Annotated in this window: 21 protein-coding genes; 15 read left to right on the top strand and 6 right to left on the bottom strand. The window is 62.0% G+C overall.

What is annotated here, in order from left to right; translation table 11 throughout:
- Positions 1-41: 41 nt before the first annotated feature.
- Positions 42-923 carry a dienelactone hydrolase family protein gene (locus tag AAA989_RS02305; protein WP_338240889.1) on the top strand — a complete coding sequence of 294 codons (882 nt, stop codon included), beginning with the start codon at positions 42-44 and terminating at the stop codon, positions 921-923.
- Positions 924-926: 3 nt separating this feature from the next.
- On the opposite strand, the gene AAA989_RS02300 is transcribed toward AAA989_RS02305, so the two are convergent.
- Both AAA989_RS02300 and AAA989_RS02295 read right to left on the bottom strand, forming a co-directional pair.
- Positions 927-2,000: a CapA family protein gene (locus tag AAA989_RS02300; RefSeq protein ID WP_338240888.1), complete on the bottom strand. Its 1,074-nt coding sequence runs from the start codon at positions 1,998-2,000 to the stop codon at positions 927-929.
- A 393-nt stretch (positions 2,001-2,393) separates the two neighbouring features.
- Positions 2,394-3,068, bottom strand: a complete 675-nt coding sequence (locus AAA989_RS02295; protein ID WP_338240885.1) for a HupA family protein — start codon at positions 3,066-3,068, stop codon at positions 2,394-2,396.
- 757 nt (positions 3,069-3,825) lie between these two features.
- On the opposite strand from AAA989_RS02295, the gene AAA989_RS02290 reads away from it, so the two are divergent.
- Entirely contained in the window at positions 3,826-4,587 is a 762-nt protein-coding gene (locus tag AAA989_RS02290; RefSeq protein WP_338240883.1) for a HupA family protein, read from the top strand.
- Positions 4,588-4,590: 3 nt separating this feature from the next.
- Positions 4,591-5,910 (top strand): surface lipoprotein assembly modifier, encoded by a 1,320-nt coding sequence (locus AAA989_RS02285; RefSeq protein WP_338240882.1) that lies wholly within the window; start codon positions 4,591-4,593, stop codon positions 5,908-5,910.
- 6 nt (positions 5,911-5,916) lie between these two features.
- On the opposite strand, the gene AAA989_RS02280 is transcribed toward AAA989_RS02285, so the two are convergent.
- Together AAA989_RS02280 and AAA989_RS02275 are read right to left on the bottom strand one after the other, a co-directional pair.
- Positions 5,917-7,422: a winged helix-turn-helix domain-containing protein gene (locus AAA989_RS02280; RefSeq protein WP_338240881.1), complete on the bottom strand. Its 1,506-nt coding sequence runs from the start codon at positions 7,420-7,422 to the stop codon at positions 5,917-5,919.
- A gap of 92 nt (positions 7,423-7,514) precedes the next feature.
- Positions 7,515-9,563 (bottom strand): TonB-dependent receptor, encoded by a 2,049-nt coding sequence (locus tag AAA989_RS02275; protein ID WP_338240880.1) that lies wholly within the window; start codon positions 9,561-9,563, stop codon positions 7,515-7,517.
- A gap of 162 nt (positions 9,564-9,725) precedes the next feature.
- Here AAA989_RS02275 and AAA989_RS02270 point away from each other — a divergent pair, with 162 nt between their 5' ends.
- A complete protein-coding gene (locus tag AAA989_RS02270) occupies positions 9,726-10,664 on the top strand; it encodes a hypothetical protein (RefSeq protein WP_338240879.1) in 939 nt (312 codons plus the stop codon).
- Positions 10,665-11,382: 718 nt separating this feature from the next.
- Here AAA989_RS02270 and AAA989_RS02265 read toward each other — a convergent pair.
- Complete coding sequence (locus tag AAA989_RS02265; RefSeq protein WP_338240877.1) at positions 11,383-13,803, bottom strand: TonB-dependent receptor; 2,421 nt, start codon at positions 13,801-13,803, stop codon at positions 11,383-11,385.
- A 175-nt stretch (positions 13,804-13,978) separates the two neighbouring features.
- Between AAA989_RS02265 and AAA989_RS02260 the strand changes: the two genes are divergently transcribed.
- On the top strand, positions 13,979-14,497 hold the full coding sequence (locus AAA989_RS02260) for a MarR family winged helix-turn-helix transcriptional regulator (protein ID WP_338240874.1): 519 nt from the start codon (positions 13,979-13,981) through the stop codon (positions 14,495-14,497).
- A 229-nt stretch (positions 14,498-14,726) separates the two neighbouring features.
- On the top strand, positions 14,727-15,548 hold the full coding sequence (locus tag AAA989_RS02255; protein ID WP_338240873.1) for a DUF6544 family protein: 822 nt from the start codon (positions 14,727-14,729) through the stop codon (positions 15,546-15,548).
- A gap of 200 nt (positions 15,549-15,748) precedes the next feature.
- On the opposite strand, the gene AAA989_RS02250 is transcribed toward AAA989_RS02255, so the two are convergent.
- Positions 15,749-16,429 carry an OmpW/AlkL family protein gene (locus AAA989_RS02250; protein ID WP_338240871.1) on the bottom strand — a complete coding sequence of 227 codons (681 nt, stop codon included), beginning with the start codon at positions 16,427-16,429 and terminating at the stop codon, positions 15,749-15,751.
- A gap of 214 nt (positions 16,430-16,643) precedes the next feature.
- On the opposite strand from AAA989_RS02250, the gene ccoN reads away from it, so the two are divergent.
- From ccoN to AAA989_RS02205, 9 genes are read left to right on the top strand one after another with little or no spacing between them, the layout of a single operon-like run.
- The gene (gene ccoN / locus AAA989_RS02245; RefSeq protein WP_338240869.1) at positions 16,644-18,299 is read left to right on the top strand and encodes a cytochrome-c oxidase, cbb3-type subunit I; all 1,656 of its coding nucleotides are present in this window, start codon (positions 16,644-16,646) and stop codon (positions 18,297-18,299) included.
- A gap of 11 nt (positions 18,300-18,310) precedes the next feature.
- Positions 18,311-19,117, top strand: coding sequence for a cytochrome-c oxidase, cbb3-type subunit II (gene ccoO, locus AAA989_RS02240; RefSeq protein WP_338240868.1), 807 nt, complete (start codon positions 18,311-18,313; stop codon positions 19,115-19,117).
- Positions 19,114-19,284, top strand: coding sequence for a cbb3-type cytochrome c oxidase subunit 3 (locus AAA989_RS02235; protein ID WP_338240867.1), 171 nt, complete (start codon positions 19,114-19,116; stop codon positions 19,282-19,284). Before ccoO ends, AAA989_RS02235 begins: the two co-directional genes overlap by 4 nt.
- A complete protein-coding gene (ccoP, locus tag AAA989_RS02230) occupies positions 19,277-20,188 on the top strand; it encodes a cytochrome-c oxidase, cbb3-type subunit III (RefSeq protein ID WP_338240865.1) in 912 nt (303 codons plus the stop codon). The genes AAA989_RS02235 and ccoP overlap by 8 nt, the downstream gene beginning before the upstream one ends.
- Entirely contained in the window at positions 20,175-21,629 is a 1,455-nt protein-coding gene (ccoG, locus tag AAA989_RS02225) for a cytochrome c oxidase accessory protein CcoG (protein WP_338240864.1), read from the top strand. The genes ccoP and ccoG overlap by 14 nt, the downstream gene beginning before the upstream one ends.
- Positions 21,626-22,087: a FixH family protein gene (locus AAA989_RS02220; RefSeq protein ID WP_338240863.1), complete on the top strand. Its 462-nt coding sequence runs from the start codon at positions 21,626-21,628 to the stop codon at positions 22,085-22,087. Before ccoG ends, AAA989_RS02220 begins: the two co-directional genes overlap by 4 nt.
- Complete coding sequence (locus AAA989_RS02215; protein ID WP_338240862.1) at positions 22,084-24,198, top strand: heavy metal translocating P-type ATPase; 2,115 nt, start codon at positions 22,084-22,086, stop codon at positions 24,196-24,198. Before AAA989_RS02220 ends, AAA989_RS02215 begins: the two co-directional genes overlap by 4 nt.
- Entirely contained in the window at positions 24,195-24,350 is a 156-nt protein-coding gene (gene ccoS, locus AAA989_RS02210) for a cbb3-type cytochrome oxidase assembly protein CcoS (protein ID WP_338240861.1), read from the top strand. Before AAA989_RS02215 ends, ccoS begins: the two co-directional genes overlap by 4 nt.
- A complete protein-coding gene (locus tag AAA989_RS02205) occupies positions 24,347-24,580 on the top strand; it encodes a hypothetical protein (protein ID WP_338240860.1) in 234 nt (77 codons plus the stop codon). Before ccoS ends, AAA989_RS02205 begins: the two co-directional genes overlap by 4 nt.
- The last annotated feature ends 1 nt before the right edge of the window (position 24,581 follow it).

Genomic DNA, 24,581 nt, shown 5'->3' with positions numbered 1-24,581 from the left:
GACCGCCAAGGGTCGAGTGTTGCCGAGGACGCGAATGGCAAATGATTGATAGCTGGTCACGCCGCGAATTCGGGTTTGTAAGCTTGGCGCTTCTCGGCGGATGTTTGGGTGGCGAGATGCCTTCTACACCGAAGGGAATTATGCAGTCGTTCGAGCGTGTCAGCCTCTCCGGATGGGGAGGCCCGCAGCTCGATGCATATTTTGGTCGTCCAGCAGCGTGGACGCCGGATTGGCCCGTCGTGATAATACTGCACGGAGCCAAACGGAACCTCAGATACACTATGTCTACCTGGCTGCCCCTGGCGCAGTCGCTTGGCTTCATGCCAGTCATTCCGCATTTCACATCCCAGGCGTTCAGGGGAAGGCAGTTCTCGCTCGGAGGCGTGGAACGCGGCAACTTACCGACGGGTTCAGCATTCAACGCGATAGAGCCGTTGTTCGATCTCCTTCGCAGAACCACTGGCGCACGCGCATCGAGCTATTCGATCTTCGGGCATTCCGCAGGAGCCCAGTTCGTCCAGCGGTTCCTGCTCTTCAAGCCAGAGGCAAGGGCAAGGCGCACAGTAGCGTCCATGGCTGGATGGTACACCTTGCCGGAAGAGCGTCTTACATGGCCCTACGGGCTGGCAAACGTCTCGGTCGACGAGGTGGACTTTGAGAGGATGCTGCTCCGCGAGGGCCTCCTCCTGCTGGGGGAGGAAGACGACAATCCGAGATCCGACCAGCTACGCCGAAGCAGGCTCGCGCAAAGCCAGGGTGCGCACAGGCTGGAAAGAGGCATCAATTACTTCTCGCAATGTGCCGAATTTGCGCGACGCAACGAGATACCTATGAATTGGAATATGGCCATTCTGCCTGACACGACCCACAGCAGTCGCTCGGCAGCGCGGGCATGTGCCGCATGGTTGGTGCATCGCGATTAGCGATTATACTTCTGGATCAAGCTGAAAATAGGCGCCCAGATCAGTTTCGCCGAAGGTGCCGGAAAGTCCACGCGAGCCCTCTCGCGACTGGACCGCGCTCATTACTCGGCGTGCTTCACGAAGATCAACAAGACGGGGTTGAAAGCCGGTCACCCGGTTATCCGCGGCAATCGGAAAGAGACGCACGCGGGGTTGTCCCAGGCTTGCTTCGGGAAACGCCAGTTCGGCTGCGAAGGCGTAGGGTTGCACCTTGTTAAACTGCCGAAAACGACCCGGAGCGAGGAAAACGAAGTTACCTATTCCAAATAGAATCCACTTGCCGCGATACCTCTGGATCTCCTGAATCGTATGCGCGTGGTGTCCGATTACCATATCGGCGCCTGCATCGATCAGTTGCTGGCCCAATCGGACCTCATTGCCATAGACCCAGGAGTAATTGCGCCCCCAGTGGGGATAGGCAATCACGAACAAATCCGGGTGCACCCGTCGCAGGCGGGCAGTCTCGTCGCGAAGATAGTCCAGATCGATAGGAGCGATACCTGGCCGTCGCTCTCCGGCAAAGGGGTCGAAACCGTCCTCCGGTGGCGAACTCTCGGCAAAGGCTGGAAAGATCGCAACTGCGGCCTCACTGCCGTCGCCTCGCGGGAACTTGTAAATGTATGGGCTGCGCGCCTCTGCCAGATCAGCTCCACCGCCAAAATGAGCAACTCCATTGAGCCCGAGTTGAGTAATTGTCTGCTCCAGCCCGATCGTTCCTTGGTCCATTCCGTGGTTGTTTGCGAGACTCACGAGGTCGATGCCGGCGTATTTGACTGCCGCGCTGGCCTCGAGCGGACGTGACCAGTGCAAGTACCTTCTTGTGTCGGCCAGAGGGTTGTCAGGCTGGTTGAGCGCAAGAGGACCTTCCAAGTTCGCGACAGCCAGATCGGCGCGAGAGATCAACGGCATCAGTCCCCTCAAGCTGTCGCGATAGCGCCCTTCGAAGGTATGCGGTCCATCCTTGAGTTTTCCGGATTTCGTCCTTTCATAACTTTCCGCGAAATGAAGGTCTCCGCCTATAAGCATTGTTGCGGCCACCGGAGCAGCATCGCCGCGCGCGTCGTCAGAGCCGCATGCGGCTAGCGCTAAGGAAGCAACCGCAATTACGGCACTCCGAAATCTATTCCCCAGCCACATACTCATCGGCATTTCCGCAGGATCGAGGCCTCGATGTATTACAATCGTCCAATAGCATTGGCTTTCGGTAGCTGTAACTCTGCAAATGGGGGAGAGCATCTTGAGAAAGGTCCTCATCCGGGACACTCGCGGGGCGCTCATAGTCGCGGGTCTTGAAGTTCAAATGCAATAGTCGAACTAAACACCCGCTCAATCGGAAGCTAATCCTGGCGGTCGCAATATTCATTTCCCGGGAGCTGAAATGCGGATTTCGATTTCAGCTTTTGAATCCGCATAAAGGGCGGAAGCGACAACTCAGTCCCTCTTTCCGATCCAAACGCCGTACATCATGTCCCATTCCTGCGATCCGGGATTCTGGAAGGGCGCGTACCACTGTGCCATCAGCTCGGCAGCGCCCGGTCCCGCGAATATCCCCTTGAACGCGGAATCGCTGATCGCCCCGGCAACGTCAAAACGCCCGCTGAACCGCGTGCTCCCGCTCGCGTATAGCGTGTCGGTGAATTCGTACCGCGGAAGCACCGTGTCGAAGCCGAAGCCGGTCTTGTTCAGCAGGACGGGATCCATGTAGCCAGTCAGCTGCCCGGCGGCGAAATCGAACTCCAGCGTCGCATCTCCGCCTACGTCGTTGTGGAGGCTGGTCTGTCCGAAGACCTGCGCCTGATACTTCCCACGCCCCGTTAGCGGTATCTCCGTCTGATCGGTCGGCACGCCATAAACGAAATAGCCCGCTTCGGTTTTCCGGGGATCATTGGCGCCCGCGATCCAGAATGCCAGGTCCGTATAGGTGTATCTTACAGATCCGTCCTGTGCGCGAAGGAAGACCACCGCATCCAGTAGCGCGCCTCCCTCGTCGGTAATCGTGTATCGATCGCTGCCGTTGGTTTCGTACGTGAAATTGAGACTGCCGGAGCGAGAGCCGGGCAACTCGATTCGATAACCCTGGCCCTCGCCAAGGTAGCGGAAACTCACTTCTGTCAGCCCTGCCTGCGAAGCGGTTACTTCCGATCCTGTAGCGTCGCGCTCTTCGAACGCGGAAACTGCAAGAGTCACAAATTCCTGGGGCTGCCCGAGCGCGCTTCCTGGCGGTGCTGGCGGGGGCGAGGCTGCGGGTGGGGCAGGGGGCCGCAGGTTCGCAGAAGCCATCACACCCCCTCCACCGCAACTTGGCAGCACCAGGCAAACGGAAAGCAAAAGCGCAGCCCGTCCGGCAGACGGCCATATTCCTCCAGCAGTGATCATCTCTGCCTCCTCAGCTTTTTGACGAGAGGGAGGCTGGCATCGCCAGGAGCAAATTGCGATGATGGGGCAACGATATTTTGCCGATGAGGCGCCCTGGAAGTCCGCCGTGAAACCGCGCCGGCTCTAACCCTCGCGAACTCGGCGAAAAATCGCCAAATCATCGGCAACCCATCATGGAATGCTGATCGTCTTTTCGACAGCCTTCCCCGGCAATCAAGTCAGGGAGGCATCAATGCGCGCTCGCATGTCAACACTATGCAATTCGCTTGTTCTTTGTTTGGCACTCGCCGCATGTGGCGGTTCGGGTTCGCCGCCGGTTCTCGTGGCAAGTCCTCGCCCGGCACCGGCACCGCCACTTTATCCGCCGGCACCCACTCCCACGCCGCCGCCGCCGCCAGCGGGGCCCATCGGCCTGGTGTCCAGTGAGCCTTTCGCGGTCTTGGCGGTGTCTTCCGATTATTCCAAGGGCACTGATGGAAACTTTGTCATGGACGAAGCGGTCAGGGCAGATGTCTCATTCCATTATCGCGGTTCCGACGGGTCATACGTGATTTCCTTGCCCAATTATCGCCCGGGAACACTTTTCACGCAGTATTACAACGGCAGCTACACGGACAGTACTTCCTGGTTGGCGGTCTATGGAACGGGTAATGAATTGCGTGATGGCGACACCGGGCGACAGGACGCGCAGGTCGAACTGAAATGGCCCAAAGGGACGCTCAACCCGGACGAGCAACTGACCTACACGTCGTACGGAAGCTGGTGGGACGATCCAGATGTCGATGGCGTCGCTTCTTCAGGGACGCAAGGTACCTTTGCCTACGGTATTCCGACCGAGGCGGGCGACGTGCCGACAACGGGCACGGCGAGCTACACGGCCAGGGTCATCGGCAACAGCGACAACGCATACCCCCAAGGCAGTCTACCCACCACGGATTACATAAACGGTCTTGCGTTGCTTAGCTTCGACTTTGCCGCAGGGACGCTGGAGGGAGAGATGCAGCCGGCCGTGTGTCCGTGGGATTGTTATTCGCTCGGCACCTACACGTTCGTCGAAACCGTCTATTCGACGGGCAGCACTTCCTTTTCCGGTCAGTTCGCGATTGACGGCGAAGTCGTTCCTTCGTGGTTCGAAGGAGTATTCAACGGGCCGCAGGCTGCGGAAATCATGGCGCGCTGGCACGCGCCGTACATGCTGGACGAGGGAACCGGCACGATGTCGGGGATCTGGGTGGGGCTGAAGGATTGAACCTTGCTGCATCTCGCACTCCTGCTCCTGATGCAGCCTCCGCAGGTTGCCGAGCGGGAGAGCACGGCCGAACCGGCTTCGCGCGAAATCGTAGTGAGCGCGAGCGAGCTTCTCGCCCTTTCCGAGCGCGCCCTGGCCCGGGGGCAGGTCGAAACGGCACTGGACATCCTTCGCGCGCTTCTTGCAGATGACGATCTGACCATTCGCAACGAAGCCCGCTTCCGGCTGGCGATGATCGGCATGAGGCGCAAGGAATGGGCCCAGGCGGGAACCTACCTGCGCGCCATTCTGGATGAGGAACCCGGCGCCCAGCGTGCAAGGCTCGAACTCGCGCGCGTGCAGGCGGAGATGGGACAGATCGAGGCGTCCCGCCGCACCTTGCGTGAGGCGCAGGCAGGGGGTCTTCCCCCGGAGGTTGCCCGCCTTGTCGAGCGGTTTTCGGCGGCCCTGCGCGAGCGCAAGCCATTCGGGATAAATGCCAGGATCGCCTTTGCACCCGATTCCAATATCAACCGGGCAACGAGGTCGGATACCTTGGGGACGGTCATCGGAGAGTTCGCGCTCGACGAGGATGCGCAGCAATCTTCGGGCCTGGGCCTTTCGCTCAGTACCGAGGGCTATTTTCGCCATCCGATCGGTGCACAGACTTCGATCCTCGTTCGTGGCGGGATTTCCGCTGACTTGTATCGGGCAGGACGGTTCAACGACATCTTGGCCATCGCGTCCGTCGGGCCGGAGTTTCCCTTGCTGGATGGCCGTGCGACGCTTCTGGGAGGCGCGCAGCGCCGCTGGTTTGGGGGTAATCGCTTCTACGACGCCATCGATGCCAGCCTGCAATGGCAGAGGCCGCACGGGCCACGATCGCAGCTACGCACCCTCCTCGGGTATTCGAAGCTCGATTTTCGCACCAACGACCTTCAGGACGGGCACTCGTTCACAGGCTCGGTAACCTACGAACGCGCGTTCGACGAACGCACTGGCGGGAGCATCACGTTGGGAGCAGCACGGCAAGTCGCATCGGATGCGGCCTACTCGACCAGCAGTGGCCACGTTTCGGCAACGCTCTGGCGCGACCTCGGACGAACCACGGTTTTCGCATCGGCGTCCTACCGCAGACTGGAAGGCGACGCGCGGCTGGCTCTTTATCCGGTTCGCCGCCAGGAGGACTTCCTGCTGTTGGCCGCGGGTGCGACTTTCAGGCAGCTGAGCTGGCAGGGCTGGGCACCTCAGATCAGGATTTCGCGGGAACAGAATTCAAGTCCGATCGAAATCTACGATTACCGGCGGTGGCGTGGCGAATTTGGTGTCACCCGCGCTTTCTGATTGCGCTCAAGCAGGCACTTTCAGGGATCCGCGGACAAACTGGTCGGGCCAGATGCCCCGCTGTTCCCAGTAAGCCATGTGGCCTGTTCTCTCGCACAGGGAAGTGAAGCGGGGATCGGAGCGGAAATTGCTGGCAGCGGGCGTGAAGACGAACTGCGAGTTGCCCCAAGCTTTTTCCGAATACATGTCCCTGATGCCACTCCCACGGAACTGCTGGACGATCGAGCCCCTGCGATCGAACAGTCCTTCGGCGACGCGATATGCGGCGTCGGTTTCCCCGAGGTACGAGAATACCATGATGGCATTTGCTGCGAGGCCCGGGGCAAGCTTGGCTGTCTCCGTACAAGTCTCGATCGCCCTCGCAATGTCTCCGGCCGATCTGCTCGCGATTGCGCGAAGCGCGGCAAGCCAGGAGGATATGCTTGGCTCGGTGAGATTGGCCGGCCTGTTATTCGTATCCTCGATCATCGCCAGTGCGGCCGGCGCTCGATCGGTGAATGCGTAGGTAATGAGGCGCGCGTTCCAGACATAGGCGTTGCGAGGCCACATTTCGATTGCCTGGTCGGCGATCCGGTCTGCGGTTCCCGTGTGGCCGAAGATCCAGTTCTTCAGAGATCTTTTCTGATGATTTATCGGATTGAAGGGCTCGAGGCTCGACGCGCGCTCGTTGACGTCCCACGATGCACTGCAGCGTCCCATGCCCTGCAGAAAGACCGAAAGATAATCCAGGCACAGCGTATTGTCGGGATGTTCCTCGAGTATCTCCAGCAGGGAATTTTCCCATTCGAACCACGAGATCAGGTCCCGGCTCTGGATGGCCAGCACCGCCCGGGCGTTGGCTTCCTTCCCATCAAGTTCGAGCGCGTGAAGAGCGAATTCCCGGGCCTGTTCCGGGTCGGCTACGGTTCGTGCCAGCCATCCCCAGCCATCGGCCCTTGCCGGATCCATCTCGATTGCTTGCCTGAACAACCTCTCGGCCCGCTCGTCGGCATCACTCGTCCCGGACGCCTGAGCGATTTTGCCGCGTTCGATGAGCGCATCGACCTCCCGATCACGGCGCGAGGAGATGAACGCCGCACTGCCCGCACCCAGAACAGCAAGGGTCGCAACGCCCGACGCGATGAGATGTCTTCGGTCAATCCGGAAACCTGGCTTCGCTTGTGAACTGGAAGCTTCCTGAGTGGATGACGGGTGAAGGAATCGATAGCCTACACGCGGAATTGTCTCGATCTCGAACCCTGCGCCCGTTTGCTTGATGACGCGGCGAATTTCCCCGATCGTGCGATTGATTGCGTCGTCGCCGACCACCACCCCGCTCCAGCACGTGGCAAGCAATTGGTCCCGGCTCAGCACGGCACCGTCCGCATCATGCAGGGCTAGGAGAACTTGCAGGACGCGAGGCTCGACCGTCGCGGTTCCCGCCGGCCCGACAACCGTGCGCAGCGACGGGCGAACCCGCGTCTCGCCAATCGAAAGATCGGCCCTGCGAGCCAGGTCAACAGTGTCGATCACGCACGTGCATCCCTGTAGTACCCCACCCGGCCGCCATGGCCAGGGCGCACATGATTACAGCCCATGCCACTTCTCGACAATCGGGTTCGCTGTCAGAAGCGTCCCTCGACACCAACGCCGATTTCTCTTGGATCGCCTGCTGTCGCCAATCCGGTCTCGGAGAGACTGGTCAGGTAGAATCGGTCGAAGGCATTGCGCGCGTAGGCGATGAGCCTGATGGGTCCGTGCTGCCAGGATGCGCGAACATCGAGGACGCTGGTGCCGTCGATCCGGAGGGACGGAGTGTTGAGGTCGTCGTCGTAATAGCCGGAACGAACGGAGAGGCTGACGTGGAACGAGAGGTGCTTGTCCGCCTGCCAGCTTGCGGCCATCGATCCGGTCATGTGCGGTGAGCGCTGGAATTCGTTTCCCAGCAGCGGATCATCGTCATCCACCACCTCGCTGATCCTTGCATCCAGCACACCGATCGAGCCGGAAATATCGAGAGCATCGGTCACGCGCCAGCCGAACTGCAGTTCCGCGCCCGCGCTCCAGGCCTTGGGCACGTTGCCGATCTCGACGAGGTAGAACGGGCCGCCCGGTGTCTGGATCGTGCGCGTGACAGAGCGCTGCGCGTCAGTCATGTCGTAATAGAACAGGTTGGCCTGGTAATGCAGGCTGCCGGAAGCTGCCTCGCCACGTGCGAAAAGTTCGAAGTCCCACAAGGATTCGGGCGCGAACCGATCTTGTTCTCCAGTGTCGGCGAGCAGGGTCGTGCCGCCAGGGTTGGCAGCCTTCTGGACGAGGATCCCGGTGGTCAGCCCCTCGAACGGTTCGAAAGACAGCGAGATCTTGGGCAGAAGCCACGAAAACTCTCCATCGTAGTCGAGCGATCTCGAACCCGCGGGTGTAAGCAGCATGCCCTCGCGAACCTGCCGGTCAGTCTGGAACCTCCCGCCGACTGTGACGGAGACGTTGTCCAGCGGGCTGATTATCGCTTCGCCGAACAGGCCGAAGCTGGTCTGCTGATCGGCAAATGAACCTGTGCCCAGCCTGACAGTCGTGACATCGATCCACTGGGTCTGGTTGACCCTGCTGTACGCGGCTCCGACGATCATGCCGGAATCACGTCCTTGATGACGAAATGACAGTTCGAACGTGCGGTCTCGACTCGAAGTATCCGCCTCTCCGAGGCCTGGCGGCGCGAAACGGTGAATCTCGCCCCAGCCAACCGATGCGACACCCCTGATCGAAGTTGTTTCGTCGAACTGCCATTCCGGGCGAAAAGTGACGCTGTCGATGTTTGTGCGAAACACGCCATAACGCGCGAATGGGTCGCGGCGTTCTCGAAATGGCTCTCGAACGCCTTCAATTTGCACTGCTTGCGTTTGCAGGTGTGAGTATGTGACCTCGAGCTTTAGCGGATCGATATGTGCCAGATCGAAAAGCATTCTTGCCCTGACGTGGTCGTAGCGATCCTCGTTGGGATCGATCGTCTGTTCACCGCCGCTCAGTTCGCTCGACGTCACACTGCGATGCCGGTCTCCTGAAATCCTGAAGGTGATCTGATCCGGCAGGATGGGGCCGGTCACCGAAGCGGAAAGCTGGAGCGTGTCATAAGCTCCTACAAATGCTCTGGCACTTGCCCCGAAAACGTCCTCGGCCTGTTCCGTCTCCACGATGATGGCGCCGGAAATTGAATTGCGTCCCAGGGTCGTCGTTTGCGGGCTGCGAAACACTTCGACCCTGGCAACGTCCCACAGTGGTTGGGCGCCGAAGACGAATTCGTTGTAGGTAACCGGTCGTCCGTCGACGATCAGGGTGGTGCGGGGCCGGTTGCCGCCGAGGAAGGCAGGCAGGTCTCGCAGGACACCCGTCGTATCCTGCCCCCTGATGGTCGGCCCCAGTCCGCCGGAGCCGAGCGTTACATTGGGAATGGTCTGAAGGATGCTGTCCAACCGGGCGAGGTCGGGTCGCTGTTCCAGATCGGTGGCGGTTATGACCGTCACGCTCGAGGCGGTTTCGGCAAGTGTCCGGTTCAGCCGTTCGCCGGTGACGATGATCGGTGCAGCGCCAGTGTCCTGCGCCAGCGCAGGAACGGCACCGACCAAAAAGCCACCCGCTCCCCCCCAGATCCAGTTGTTCAGGCGTTGCAACTTCATGTCGCAAGTACTCACCTAATGCCCCAGTTGCAGGGATTTAGCACGTATATCGGTAAACCATCAGCAAAAGATCGGCTTTCATCGGCAAACCGTCATGGGCGGTGAGGCCTTCGAGGAGCATGATCGCGCGTACAGTTTCCGCTCTCAAAGGAGTACCGCGTCATGTCTGTTCGTCTCGTCAACTCGCTTGCACTGGCAACTGTCGGACTCGGGGCTCTGAGTCTCTCGGGGAGCGCGCTGGGAAATCCGCCCATCGGAGACTGGCGCACGCCGATCAACTTAGAGGCTCTCCTAGGCTCCTCCGATGCGATCAATTCGCCTTCCATCGACGGCTGCGTCAGCCTCTCGCGCAATGGCCTGGAGCTCTATTTCACCTCTTTCCGCGACGGGAGCGCCGACCTCTTCGTCACTCGACGGGAAACCACCTCGGATGGATTTGGCGCTCCGCAAAAACTTCCACCGACTGTCAATACGGGCGCAAACGAAGCCTGCCCGACGATTATCGGACGGAACGAACTGCATTTTCTAAGAAGCGAGGGCTCCGATCAGGGAAACCTGTTCGTCAGTCGCCGCAATTCCAGAGACTGGGAAGCCGCCCAGCCATTCAACCGGCTATACAACACGCCTGGCCTCGAGGAATCCGTCAACGTCTTCGAGGACGATGCGCGACGCGAGGTCGCCATCTTTTCCCGCCGCAACCCCGACGGTTCAGGCGGGGTGATCCTGCAGAGCGTTGCCGGTGCCCTGCCCGTTCCCGTGGAAGGTGGACCCAATGCCGAAGGGTCCAACAATCGCCCGTGGGTATCGCGCGACGGGCGCTTCATCGCTTTCGACTCCACGCGCAACGGAGGGCTCGGTGGACCGGACATCTGGTTCGCCGAGCGTGAGACGACCGAGGAACCTTTCGGCCCCGCCTACACGCTGCCCGAACTGAACTCTCCGGCAGGGGATCTGCGGCCCTGGATAAGCTGGGACGAGAGCCAGATATTTTTCTCGTCAAATCGGGCAGGAAGCGAAACGCCCTTTCCGGACATCTGGATGGCGGAACGGCCGCGACGCACCGGCCCCAAGACGATCCAGTTCCCGATTGACGAGGAGTAACCCCGGTCGGTTTGCGCAAATGTCCGCTAGCGGGTTGTTAGCCGAATGTCCGCTTAGGCTCTTCCGGCATCGAAAGCAGAACTTCCGCTACCGGCCCACAAACGGTCAGCGCCTTGTAACGTCCGCTTTCCGCCCAATTTCGGACATTAGGACTTCGAAAATATCTGCCAACAGCGGACCTCCCGCTTGTCTTCTCATCTCAGACATGGGGAGGGGGTCAAAGACCTGGCGGAAACGCCCCTAGGACCGTTCGGAACCGGCCTATGATCGCTAACACAATTTTTCGCCCGGGGCGCGCGAGGAACCTGCGTCGGAAGCTTCTACGCGGAACCCCACTATCTCGTGATGGCTACCTTGTGGTGGCAGACACCCAATGAGGTAAGAAGTGTGGGAGAATAGAGGGTGTCTTTAGAAAAACATAATTGTTTCAGCAGTTCAGAGAGTTATTTATGCGGACTCCCTCTCCGCCAATCACTTCCAGCACTTGTCTCCAGTTGCAAAGGCTGGCCGAAAGGCCGCAGAACCATGCGCTCGCAGGTCAGGGCTGGAGCCGTGTTCGATACATGTTGTCCGCGCGGGGCGAGCGCTGCGATCAGGAGCAATCGGGTTAACAAGCCCGATGCTGCCGCGCATGACGAAATGCCTTCCGCCACGCAGCGGCAGCCGCAGGGCCGCAATCATTTGCATTCAGGCCTGCCAAACAGGCCTTGTGTCGGCGTCAGAACTCCGCCGAAACCTGCACGTACCAGCTCTGCGGACGAGCATAGATCTTCTCCGCATAGCCGAGCGTGCCGAGCGAAGCGTTGCCCTGGATCAGGTACTCCTTGTCGAACAGGTTGATGACGCCGGCCTGCACCTCGAAGCGGTCGTTGATCTCCACCTGAATCGACGCGTTGGCCACGAAGTAGCCTTCCTGCTCGATCTCCGGCACGCTGCCGGTGATGAACACCACGTCCGAGGTGTAGGAGCCGTCGAACTGCGGCGTCACGACGAGGCCGTCATTGATCTCGAAGTTGTAACCGAACGCGATATTACCCTGGAAGGAGGGCGTCAGCGGCAATTCGTCTCCGGGTTGTACCGTCGCCGTGGCGCCAGGCACTTCGGTGATCGAAAGGATCTCGTCGTCGAGAATGCTCATGCCGGCATCTATGAAGAGGCCGTTGTCGAACGGGCGATAGCTTGCCTCTGCCTCGAAGCCCCGGATGCGCGCTTCACCCGCGTTGAAGAGCAGCGGCACCACACCCTGACGGAAGACCAGCTGGATATTGCCATAGTCTGCCTGGAAAGCGGCGAGGTTCAGGCGGAAATCCCCCGCCTCGATTTTCGCACCGACTTCGTAGCTGTCGACAGTTTCCTCATCGAAGGGCACCGGCTGGAATCCCGGCGGCGGAGCGTTGTAGCGAGTGTTGAAACCGCCCGACTTGAAGCTGCGCGAATAGGAAACGTAGGTGTTGAGCCAGGGCGCAACCTCATAGGCGACGCTGGCCGACCCGGTCAGCGCGCTGAACGTTTCCCGGTTGGGCGTCGGGTAGATGAAGAGCGGCCCGCCATCGGGTATTGCCCTGTCGGGTAGCGGATCGGGATCGGGCAGGGTGGCCGGAAACAGGTTCAGCACCGTTCCCTGGAAAGTCTTGCGATCTTCAGTGTAGCGCAGGCCACCACTCACCTGGAGTCCGTCAGAGAGCTCGTAGGAAGCCTCTCCGAAAACCGCCCAGGAGCGGGTCTCGAGGTTCGAAAGCTGCAGGTCGCGCGATCCGGGTCCGCCATTCAGGATGGAGCCGATGACCGGAGGCGAGGGCGGGAAGGACAGCGGAACGGTGGCGCGTTCGAAAGTGTCCTCGTCGAAGTAGTAGACGCCAAGGATGCCATTGAGCGGCCCGGCATCGTATTGCACCTGCAGTTCCTGGCTGAACTGGTCGGATTCACCGCCCACGTCGGTCGTGATCAGCAGGAATGGCGTGTTGTCCGCATCGCGGATACCGCGCGACTGGGTGGAGCGATAGGCCGTGATGCTCTTGAGCAGCACGCTATCCGATACATCGTAGGTGGCCGTGGCCGAAACGCCCCACACCTCGGAAGTGCTCAGCACATCGGCCGTGCCGCCGTTGACGAAATTGCCGCGGTTCTGGAAGTCGTTGGCGCAGCGCGCATCGTCGATCAGCGGCACGTTCGGCGCACCGAAGCGAGGATCGCCCGGCTGCAACGGCGCGAAGGGGATCGTGGCGCCCGGGCACCCAGCCGCAACACTGACGATGGCCGCGACCGGCGCGTTCTCGTTGATGCCGGCGAACACGAAAGGCGCGCCGTTCTCGTCACGCTTGGTGTAGTCGGCCCGCACCTGCAGCTCGAAATCCGGTGTGGGCTCGAAGCGGAGCGCGCCGTTGACCGTCACGCTGTCTTCATTGCCGAGGTCGAGCCCGTCGAAGGCACGGATGACGTAGCCGTCGCGATTGCGGAACCCGCCGGAGACGCGCGCCGCGATCGTGTCGGAAATCGGGAGGTTGAGAGCGGCGAAGCCCTCGACCAGGTCGTACTCGCCCACGCGGAAGCGACCGCGCGCGGAAAATTCGTTGAACTCGGGTTCGCGGGTTCGCACCAGGATGGCGCCGCCGATCGTGTTGCGACCGAACAGCGTGCCCTGCGGTCCACGAAGCACTTCGACACTCTCGATGTCCCCGAAATCGATCGTGCCGCCGACGGCGCGACCGACGTAGACTTCGTCGATGTAGATACCCACGCCGGGATCGACGGCCGCCGTCGGGTCAAGCTGCCCCACGCCGCGGATGAAGACCACCGAGGAAGCGCTGTTGCCCGACAACTGACCGGCAGGCTTGAATTGCAGGCTTGGCGTAATGCGTTCCAGATCGGACGTCTGCTGAATCTGGCGATCCTGCAGCACCTCGGCGGAGAATGCGGAGATCGCAACTGGCGCTTCCTGCAGTGATTCCTCGCGCCGGCGGGCGGTCACCACGATAACGGATTCAGGAGGCGGGGCCTCGCCGGCCTGCTCATCCTCGCCTGGCACACCCTGCGTCGTCGCCTGCTGAGCCAGCGCCGGGCCGGCATGGCCGACAGCGCCAACAGCGAGAGCCGCGAAGGCCGCGCGTGAAAGGAAATCTACCTTCAGTCGGGTAATCATTGGATCGTTCCTCTTCCCGTCGATGGAATCTTCGGTCCCATATTACAGCTGCGTTGCAAAAAAATATGATTATCGTCAATAACTGTTTGTGTCGGGGTTTGCCCAAGGCCGGCTTGTGAAACTGGCCGCGTACCGCAAGAATGCCTCGGTTAGGGCCTGCAAGCGAGGAACGACATTGGCGAGAGTACCCGACAGAAAACTTTCGGTTTTCGATCACTCATTGAACTATGGCCAGCTTCCGGGGCTGATCGGCTTTCACCTGCGCCGGGCCAGCCTCGTCGATTTCAGCACCTTTTCAGACGAGATCGGCGATCGGTCCATCACTCCGTTACGCTATTCCGTGCTGGAGCTGGTTGGCGCAAATCCCGGACTACAGCCTGTCCAGCTCGCCGCAGTCCTGGGACTGAGCAAGCCAGCCGCCACGCTGGCGATCGACTTCTGGGAGACTCGCAAATGCCTGACTCGCCGCAGGACACCCGCAGATGGAAGGGCACGCGGTGTCCACCTGACGCTGAACGGGGAGGAAATACTGGCCGAATTGCGGCGCCAGGTTGCCCGTCACGATGAGGCGCTGACAGCATCGCTGACGGAATTCGAACTGGAGACGCTCCTCAAGGCGCTGAGAAAGATCATCCACGGGACTGACCGTGACGATCGGCAGACCCGTTCGAACGAGCACGACACGGCCAAGTAGAAGGCTTTCGCCTCCAACCTGGAGAGCAGCCGCCTGCGGTTCCGGCAGGAAGTGGACATGCTGCAATTTCCACAGGCGGACGCTTTTTCACGAATTGATGGTGATCAACGCGTGAGGAGACTGCCGAGCTAGAGTGCAGGGCAGGGCGCCCCTCCGCTCCTTTCACGCTGTTGTACCGCCTCGCGTGCCAAATCGGGCCTTGAACAATCTGATGAACAGGAAGGTGAGCATGTGGTTGCTTGGTGCTGGTTTGCTGATCGGCGGGGCCGGAATCTACGCCTGGTCGAACAGTCTCTCGCGAGATTTTGACACGCGCCGTGCCGCCGCGGCCGCCGAACCGCTCGCCAAGACGCCTGTCCTGACCCAGGATGATCTCGCTTCGCTTCCCGAGCCGGTGCAACGCTACGTTTCGCTTACGGGATCGGTGGGCCGCCCCGTGGTCACCGAAATCGTGCTGCACTTCGACGCCGTGATGTACGAGGCTCCCGATGCGCCCGGAATGAGCGGGCCGGTCGTTCAATACGAGCGGTTCGATGCGCCGCACCGCCTCTTCTTCATGACTACCAGGATGAAGGGCCTGCCGATCGCAGTGCTGCACGATTTCAATCGCGACAAGGCGTCGATGCGAGTGCGCGCGGCAGGACTGGTCAATGTCGTCGATGTTGAAGGGCCGGACCTGACCCGCACAGAGACCGTCACGATCCTCAATGATCTAGCCTTCTTCGCACCATCGCGGCTGACCGATCCGCGCCTCTCATGGACCGCCATCGATGACAGGCGCGCCAGGGTCGACTTCACTCTCGGCCCGAATACGGTTTCTGCCGAACTCGTCTTCAACGAGGCGGGCGAACTCGTCGATTTCGTGTCCGATGACCGTGGCATGCTGGAAAAGGACGGAAGCCTGACAATTGCACGCTGGACCACTCCGCTGGGGAATTACCGCGAATTCGACGGCTGGCGTCTCGCAAGCGAGGGCGATGCCATATGGCACACGCCGGACGGGCCTTTTACCTACGGCCATCTTCGACTGACGGGATATGAGGCGCGCTAGGGATTAGGCGGCGCACGGCTTTTGTCGTGGCTGCCTTCCGCAGATGACGTCGGGAAGTATTCGGAAGTGCGTGGTCCTCAGCGGCCAGACGAGCGCACTGAAGCGTATCCGCATGACCGATTTTCCAGCAGACCGCTCGGTCGAAATCCTCGACCGAGCGGCTATGGTGAATGTTGCTGGGTCAGTCCGGCACGTTCCGGTCAGAACCGGTAGCCAACACCTGCGCTGACCACCCAGGGATCGAGGTTGTGCTCGGTCTGGATCACCGGCGTGCCGTTGGCATACCAGGTGGCCGTGGTGTCGATGAAATAGCGTTTCGCATCTACCGACACGAGGAAGCTCTCGCTCACCGGGACATCGACACCGGCCTGCAGGACGAAGCCCAGCTCGTCGCTGAGCGAGAAATCGTCTGCACCGAGGGCGACGGCGGTGGCGCCCGGCTCGTCATCCAGCCAGATGAAATAGGCGACGCCCGCGCCGACATAGGGCGACACGCCGCCCGCGTTGAGGTGGAACTTGCCTGTGACGGTGGCGGGCAGCAGCAGGGCATCGGCCACCAGTTCGGTGCCTGCGGCACCATCGACCCCGTCGACGTCGTGCTGGGTCACGCAGCAGATCGTCTCGATGGAGAAGTTGGGCGTGGCGAAATATTCGATTGCCACCGTGGGAACGACATTGTCGTTTGCTTCTGTCTGCGTTCCGGCGGGCAGGCCGACATCGTCAATGTGGACCCGATCGATCTCGCCGTCGGGGAGTACGGCGGTGGCCATCACCTTGACCTGCACATCTCCGGCTTCCTGCGCAACGGCGGGCAGTGCAGCCAGTCCGGCAGCAGCGGCGAGGGCCATGCCGCACGCCTTCGAAACCATAGCATCGTTCATTTCGATTACTCCATCATCGCCGCCACGGCCGACGAATTCGGCCTCATTCCCGCGGCGTGATGGCGATGTGCGCCCGTCGCTTCCGGCATACCTTGATCAATCGCAAATTTGGCGCACGAAAATTTCTTCGCGGCGAAACGATCTTTTTGACCACGATCAACGAAACCGACCGGCAGGTGCCGCACAGGCCCCTTGTTCTCCAAGGGGTCAACACATGGACGCTACACTCTCCCGCGCCGGCACGTGGTTCGTCATCCTGCTGCTCTGCCTGATGGCGCTGGCCAATGCGCAGGACGCGGCCTTTTCCGTGCACATGCTGGTTATCTCGATCGCGGCCTTCGTCGGCTTGATCGTGACCGTATGGAATACCGAATTCGACGCCAGGACGCGCGATGTGCTGCGCCTACCCGTCGATGAGGGGCGGTATGACGATGCTCCGGTGAGATGGGGCGTCATCGCGACGGTGTTCTGGGGCATTGCCGGCTTCCTGGCCGGCCTCTTCATCGCCCTGCAACTTGTCTGGCCAGAGCTGAATTTCGAGCCATACCTGAATTTCGGCCGCGTCCGCCCGCTGCACACCAGTGCAGTGATCTTCGCCTTTGGTGGCAATGCCCTGATCGCCACCAGCTTCTACGTGGTGCAGCGCACCTGCCGCGCGCGTCTGGCCTTTCCCGGCACGGCCCGGTTCGTGTTCTGGGGCTACCAGTTGTTCATCGTGCTTGCGGCGACCGGCTACCTGCTGGGCGTCACCCAGTCGAAGGAATATGCCGAGCCCGAGTGGTATGTCGACTGGTGGCTGACCATCGTGTGGGTCGCCTATCTGGTCGTCTTCGTGGGCACGATCCTGAAGCGGAAAGAACCGCACATCTACGTCGCCAACTGGTTCTACCTCGCCTTCATCCTGACCGTGGCGATGCTGCACGTCGTCAACAATCTCGACATGCCCATCAGCCTGCTCGGATCGAAGAGCTACCCTCTCTTCGCAGGCGTCCAGGGTGCGCTGGTGCAATGGTGGTACGGCCACAACGCCGTCGGATTCTTCCTGACCGCCGGGTTCCTGGCCATGATGTACTACTTCGTGCCCAAACAGGCCGAGCGTCCCGTCTACAGCTACCGCCTGTCGATCATCCACTTCTGGTCGCTGATCTTCCTCTATATCTGGGCGGGCCCGCACCACCTGCATTACACCGCGCTGCCTGACTGGGCGCAGACGCTGGGCATGGTGTTCTCCATCATGCTGTGGATGCCCAGCTGGGGCGGCATGATCAACGGCCTGATGACGCTGAACGGCGCATGGGACAAGATCCGCACCGATCCGATTATCCGCATGATGGTGATGGCGCTGGCCTTCTACGGGATGAGCACCTTCGAGGGGCCGATGCTCTCGATCAAATCGGTCAACAGCCTCAGCCACTACACCGACTGGACCATCGGCCACGTCCACTCCGGCGCACTGGGCTGGAACGGGATGATCACCTTTGCCGCTGTCTACTTCCTGGTGCCGCGCTTGTGGAGCCGTGAGCGGCTCTACAGCCTGCGCATGGTCAACTGGCACTTCTGGCTCGCGACCATCGGCATCGTTTTCTACGCCGCCAGCATGTGGGTGGCCGGCATCACCCAGGGCCTGATGTGGCGTGAATACGGCATCGACGGATACCTGGTGAACAGCTTTGTCGACACCGTGGCGGCGCTCCACCCGATGTTCCTGCTGCGGGCTCTGGGCGGCCTCTTGTACCTCGCGGGTGCGCTGATCATGGTCTTCAACGTCTGGATGACCATCGCCGGCAAGCTGCGCGTCGAGGCTCCCATGAACGATGCCAAGTACGACGAAGCGGCAGACCGCCCGTTCGTCGCCACGCCTGCCGAATGAAAGAGACGGACATGACCGATAAAGACAACGCAACGTCCGCACCGCCGCTATCCGAAGTGCCGCCTGATGTCGCGGCCACGGTGAAGGGCCACCAGCGGCTGGAACGCAACGTCACCCTGCTGGGCGCGATTTCGCTGGTGGTGGTGGCCATCGGCGGCATTGTGGAAATCGCGCCGCTGTTCTGGATCGACAACACGATCGAGGAAGTGGAGGGCATGCGCCCATACACCCCGCTGGAGCAGGCCGGGCGCGACATCTACGTGCGCGAGGGCTGCTACACCTGCCACAGCCAGATGATACGCCCTTTCCGCGACGAGGTGGAGCGCTACGGTCACTACTCGCTGGCGGCGGAAAGCATGTACGACCACCCCTTCCAGTGGGGCTCAAAGCGCACCGGGCCTGACCTTGCGCGCGTGGGCGGCCGCTATTCCGACGAATGGCACGTGCAGCACCTGGAAGATCCGCAGAGCGTGGTGCCGCGCTCGATCATGCCGCAGTACAGCTTCCTTTCCGAGCGCAGCCTGACGGTGCCCGACCCCGAGGCGATGCTGGAAGCGCTGCGCATCGTGGGCGTGCCCTACACCGACACCGATCTCGAGAACGCAGCAAGGGACCTGGTGGCGCAGGCCGATCCCGATGTGCCTGCCGGTGATCTGGAGGAGCGTTATCCCGGCGCGCAGGTGCGCGATTTCGACGGCGATCCCACGCGTGTGACCGAGATGGATGCCATCGTCGCCTACCTGCAGATGCTCGGCACCCTGGTGGATGTGAACAGCGCCGCCGCTCAGGAAGAACTGGCATCGGAGACGGGCCGATGACCGAACATTCCACCTACGAATTCCTCCGCCAGGTCGCCGACAGCTGGGGCCTGCTGGCGATGGTGGTGCTGTGGCTGGCTTTTGGCCTCTGGGCATTCCGGCCCGGTGCGAAACGCCATCACGACAATGCCGCCAATGTGATCTTCAAGGATGAGAACGATGGGTAACAAGCGCGTCGACGAGCCCACCGGCACCGAATTTGTCGGCCACGAATGGGACGGCATCGAGGAACTAAACACGCCGCTTCCGCGGTGGTGGCTGTGGACCTTCTACGCCACAGTGATCTGGTCGCTGGTCTACGTCATCCTTTACCCGGCCTGGCCGCTGATCGAAAAAGGCACCGAAGGCGTGCTCGGCTGGACGAGCCGAGGTGAGCTGGCCGATGAAATGGAAGCAGCCGATCTTGCCCGCGCCAGCGTGCGCGAGGAAATCGCGCGGGTTCCGCTGGAGCGGCTTTCCGAAAATGCCCCGCTGATGCAGCAGGCGGTGGCCGGCGGCCGCGCGGCGTTCCAGATCCACTGCGTGCAGTGTCACGGGTCGGGCGCGGCAGGCAGTCAGGAGCTGGGCTACCCCAACCTGAACGACGACGACTGGCTGTGGGGCGGCGATATACGCGCCATCGAATACACGCTGGTTCACGGCATACGCCAGCCCGGCGATCCGGAGACGCGACAGAGCATCATGCCGTCCTTCGAGGGAATTCTGGACCGTGGGCAGGTCGACGCCGTGGTCGACCATGTTCTGTCGCTGAGCGGGCAGGGGCCGTCCAATGCCGTGGGTGCGCAGTTGTTCGAGCAGAATTGCTCGATCTGCCACGGTCCTGCGGGAGAGGGCATGCGCCAGTTCGGCGCGCCCGACCTGTCCGATGCGATCTGGCTGCGTGGTAGCAGCCGGGAGGCGATCGCGGCGCAGATCCTGAACCCGAAGATGGGCATGATGCCCAAGTGGGAAGGGCGTCTTGATCCGGTCACCATCGCGATGCTGGCCGCCTATGTTCATTCGCTGGGGGGCGGAGAGGACTTCATCGAAGTCGCCGACGATCCCGAGGTCGAGGTCGATGAACAACCCTGATCCCAAGCTCCACCATAGCCTCTTGGGTACCTACGAGGCCCGCAGGACGGTGCATCCCAAGCGGATCGACGGGTTCTTCCGCCGCTTCAAGTGGCTGATCATGCTCGTCACTCTGGCGATCTACTACGGAACGCCTTGGATCCGCTGGGATCGTGGCCCGTATGCACCCGATCAGGCGGTGCTGGTCGACCTGGCGAATCGCCGATTCTACATGTTCAACATCGAGATCTGGCCGCACGAATTCTATCTCGTGGCGGGCCTTCTCATCATGGCGGGCGTCGGCCTGTTCCTCCTCACCAGTATGGTGGGCCGCGCGTGGTGCGGCTACGCCTGCCCGCAAACGGTGTGGACCGACCTGTTCCAGCACGTCGATCGTTTCGTCGATGGCGACCGCAACAAGCGCATGAGGCTGGACGCCGCGCCGTGGACGGCGGCCAAGATCGCCCGACGGCTGTTCAAGTGGACCATCTACCTCGTGATCGCTTTCTGGACCGGCGGCGCGTGGATCATGTATTTTGCCGATGCGCCCACGCTGGTGCGTGAATTCTGGAGCCTGGAAGCGCCCTTCGTCGCCTATGCGACTGTCGGCATCCTGACTGCCACCACCTTCATTTTCGGCGGCTTCATGCGCGAACAGGTGTGCATCTACATGTGCCCCTGGCCGCGCATCCAGACGGCGATGATGGACGAGAAATCGCTGACCGTAACCTACAAGGACTGGCGCGGGGAACCGCGTGGCAGCCTGAAGAAGGCCCAGAAGAGTCCGGGCGAATTTGGCGACTGCATCGACTGCAACCAGTGCGTTGCCGTGTGCCCCACGGGCTGGGACATCCGGAAGGGTTCGGACATATCCTGCATCACCTGCGCGCTGTGCATCGATGCCTGCGACCGGGTGATGGACGAAGTGGGCCGCCCGCGCGGCCTGATCGATTATCTGACGCTGGAGGATGCCGAAGGCGAGGTGAAGGACAGTGACCATCGCCCTACCTGGAAGAAGGTGCTTCGTCCCCGCTCGGTCCTCTATTTCCTCGTCTGGGCGGGCATTGGCCTTGGGCTGTTGTTCGCATTGTCGGCGCGCACGCACACCGAAATCGCCGCCGCGCCCGATCGCAATCCTCCCTACATGCTGATGAGCGATGGAACCGTGCGCAACAACTTCACCGTGAAGCTGCGCAACATGGAAGCCCGTCCGCGCGAGATGCGGGTCGGCATAGAAGGCCTCCCTGGCGCCGTGATGTGGACCGATGCGATGAGCAATAACGATGCCGCCCGCACGGTCGACGTGCCGGTGCCTGCAGACGCCACGCAGACGGTGCGCCTATATGTGCGCGCTCCGCAAGGTACGGACGCGCAGGATTTCAGCCTCTCGGTCGTGTCGCTCGACGAACAGGCAGAAACCGACGCGGTGGAAGTCCGCTTCGTGACTCCAGGAGACGAATGATGGCCCAGCGTCCCGCAAGGCGTTTCACCGGCTGGCACATGACCGGCATTCTCGTTGCATTCTTCGGCGGCGTGGCAGCGGTCAATTTCACCATGGCCAGCTACGCAAGTTCCACCTTTGGCGGCATCGTGGTGGAGAATTCCTATGTCGCCAGCCAGGAATTCAACGGCTGGCTGGAACAGGCACGCGAAAGCGAGGCGCTGGGCTGGCAGGCCGTGACCACCTGGCGGCCCGATGGACGGCTGGTCGTGTCGGCCAGCGATGCTCCGGATTACCTCACGGTAAGGGCTACGGCCCGGCATCCACTGGGTCGCAGGCCCGATCAGGCGCTGGGCTTCACGCGCATCGCGGAAGGCACTTACCTTTCCGACGGCGAACTGGCCGAGGGTCGCTGGACGCTGCGGCTGGAGCTGAGCGACGGTGTCTCCACCTGGCGGCGCGAGGATGACCTGTCGTGAGCGCGGCGCGCCAGCTGCCTTCCGAGCAGACCAGCGTACTCGCGGTGCCGGCGATGCATTGCGCCGGCTGCATGAGCAAGGTCGAGCGCGGCCTGCTGGGGCACGACGGCGTGTTCTCGGCGCGCGTGAACCTTTCCTCGCGCATGGTTACCGTCACGCATGACGGCAGCGTGGACCTGGGCGATCTCACGCAGTTCATCGCCGAGGCAGGTTTCGAGGCGCAGCCCCGTCGCAAGCAGACCGAAGAACTCCACAGCGCCGTGAAGCCGCTGCTGGCTCCGCTGGCCGTGGCGGCCTTTGCGGCGATGAACGTGATGCTCTTGTCGGTAAGCGTATGGTCCGGTGCGGAGGGTTCCACACGCGAGCTGTTTCACTGGATTTCCGCGCTGATCGCGCTGCCTGCCATCGGCTATGCCGGCCAGCCCTTCTTCAAATCCGCATGGAACGCGGTGAAGCATGGCGGCACCAACATGGACGTGCCGATCTCGCTCGGCGTGATAATCGCCTGCGGACTGAGTCTCTACGAGACCTGGGTCGGCGGCGAACATGCGTGGTTCGACGGCGCATTGATGTTGCTTACGTTCCTGCTGGCGGGCCGCGTGCTCGACGCCATGATGCGCGACAAGGCCCGCAGCGGGGTGGAGGCGCTGGTTAGCCAGGCGGCAAAGGGGGCGCAGGTCGTCCACCCCGACGGATCGCTAGGTTATGTTGCCGCAGAGGATCTCGAACCCGGGATGGTGATGCGCATTGCCGCTGGCGAGCGCCTTGCCGCCGACGGCGAGATCATCGCCGGGCGGACCCGGTTCGACCAATCGCTGCTGACCGGCGAAAGCCGCCCGGTCGCGCTGGCTCGGGGCGAAAAGGCGCTGGCCGGCACGCTGAACCTCGAGGCGCCGGTAGACGTTCGGGTCAGCAGCGCAGGCAAGGACACCACCCTCGCGGAAATCGCGCGGCTGATGGAAGCGAGCACGCAGGATCGCAGCCGCTACGTTCGCATCGCGGATCGCGCTGCGCGACTGTATGCGCCCGCCGTTCACTCGCTTGCGCTGGTGACGGTGGCAGGCTGGCTGGTCGCTGGCGCCACGCTATACGAGGCGCTGGTGATCGGTGTCGCCGTCCTGATCATCACGTGCCCCTGTGCCTTGGGCCTTGCAGTGCCCGTGGCGCAGGTCGTCGCCAGCGGAACGCTGATGCGCGCGGGCGTAATGGTGAAGGACGGCTCCGCGTTCGAGCGTCTCGCCACCGTCAATCGGGCGCTGCTCGACAAGACCAACACGCTGACGCTGGGGCGCCCGGTGCCCGACGCGCAGGCGCTGGAAATGCTGAGCGACGAGGAAGCGGCGATCGCGCTCGCGCTCGCCTCGCACAGCCGCCATCCCTTGTCGCGCGCCATGGAAAAGGCGCTCATCGCCAAGGGGGTCGCGCCTGCTGCCCTTGCCAACGTCGTGGAACGCGCAGGCGAGGGGGTGTTCGGCACGTGCGATGGCCGCCCGGTCGCACTCCGGCGGCCCGACAGTTCCGGCACCACCGCCGTGCTGCTCGAGACAGGTGCCGGTGCCGACCGGCTTATCCCGATCGCCGATGCGCTGCGTCCCGATGTTCGGCAGGCCATCGCGGATATGCAGGCGCAGGGCATCGAATGCTCGATCCTTTCCGGCGACACCGCAGAAGCCGTGGCGGGCATCGCGCATGAAACCGGGCTCACCGCTCAGGCCAATGCCCGTCCGGAGGACAAGCAGGCCCTGGTGGCCAGGCTGCGCCATTCCGGGCGCAAGGTGCTGATGGTGGGGGACGGCCTGAACGACGGTCCTGCGCTCGCGGCAGCCGATGCCTCGATCGCACCCGGGACTGCCAGCGACGTTGGCCTGCAGGCGGCGGATTTCGTCTTCGTGCAGGACTCTCTCTCCGCCCTGCCGCGTTCCGTGCGAGCCGCGCGTCAAACCATGCAGGTGGTTAAGCAGAATTTCGCTCTTGCCATCCTGTACAACGTTCTCGCCGTTCCGCTGGCCATCGCGGGATTTGTCACGCCGCTGTTCGCGGCCGTTGCCATGTCGGCGAGTTCGCTGCTGGTAGTGGCCAATTCGCTGCGCCTGATGAGGGCTGCGAAGTGAACGGGGTGCTCATCTTGCTGCCGATCGCCCTGTTGCTCGGCCTGGCCGGCCTTGCTGCGTTCTTCTGGGCCCTGCGCAACAACCAGTTCGATGATCCCGATGGCGCGGCGGCGCGCATCCTGATCGACGATGACGAGGATGGCGCGGAATGAGCATGTTCGGGCAAGCGCTCGGGCTTTTCGCGCTGGTGCCTGCCATGGCCGGGGCAATAACGCTGCCCGAGGAGGGCGGGGCGGCGGAGTTGATCCTGGCGCTTTGCCAGGGCGGTACGATCGCCATTCCGTTCACGCCCGCGAACGAGCCGGCCACTCCTGCCACCGTCTGCTGCGCCAAGGGGTGTCAACGCCGCGAAAAACGCGATCCCGTTGATCCAGAGCAATGAA

Origin of the sequence: Aurantiacibacter hainanensis (genome assembly GCF_036321025.1) — a bacterium.
Classification (GTDB): Bacteria; Pseudomonadota; Alphaproteobacteria; order Sphingomonadales; family Sphingomonadaceae; genus Alteraurantiacibacter; species Alteraurantiacibacter hainanensis.
This window is presented reverse-complemented; position numbering and strand designations above follow the sequence as displayed.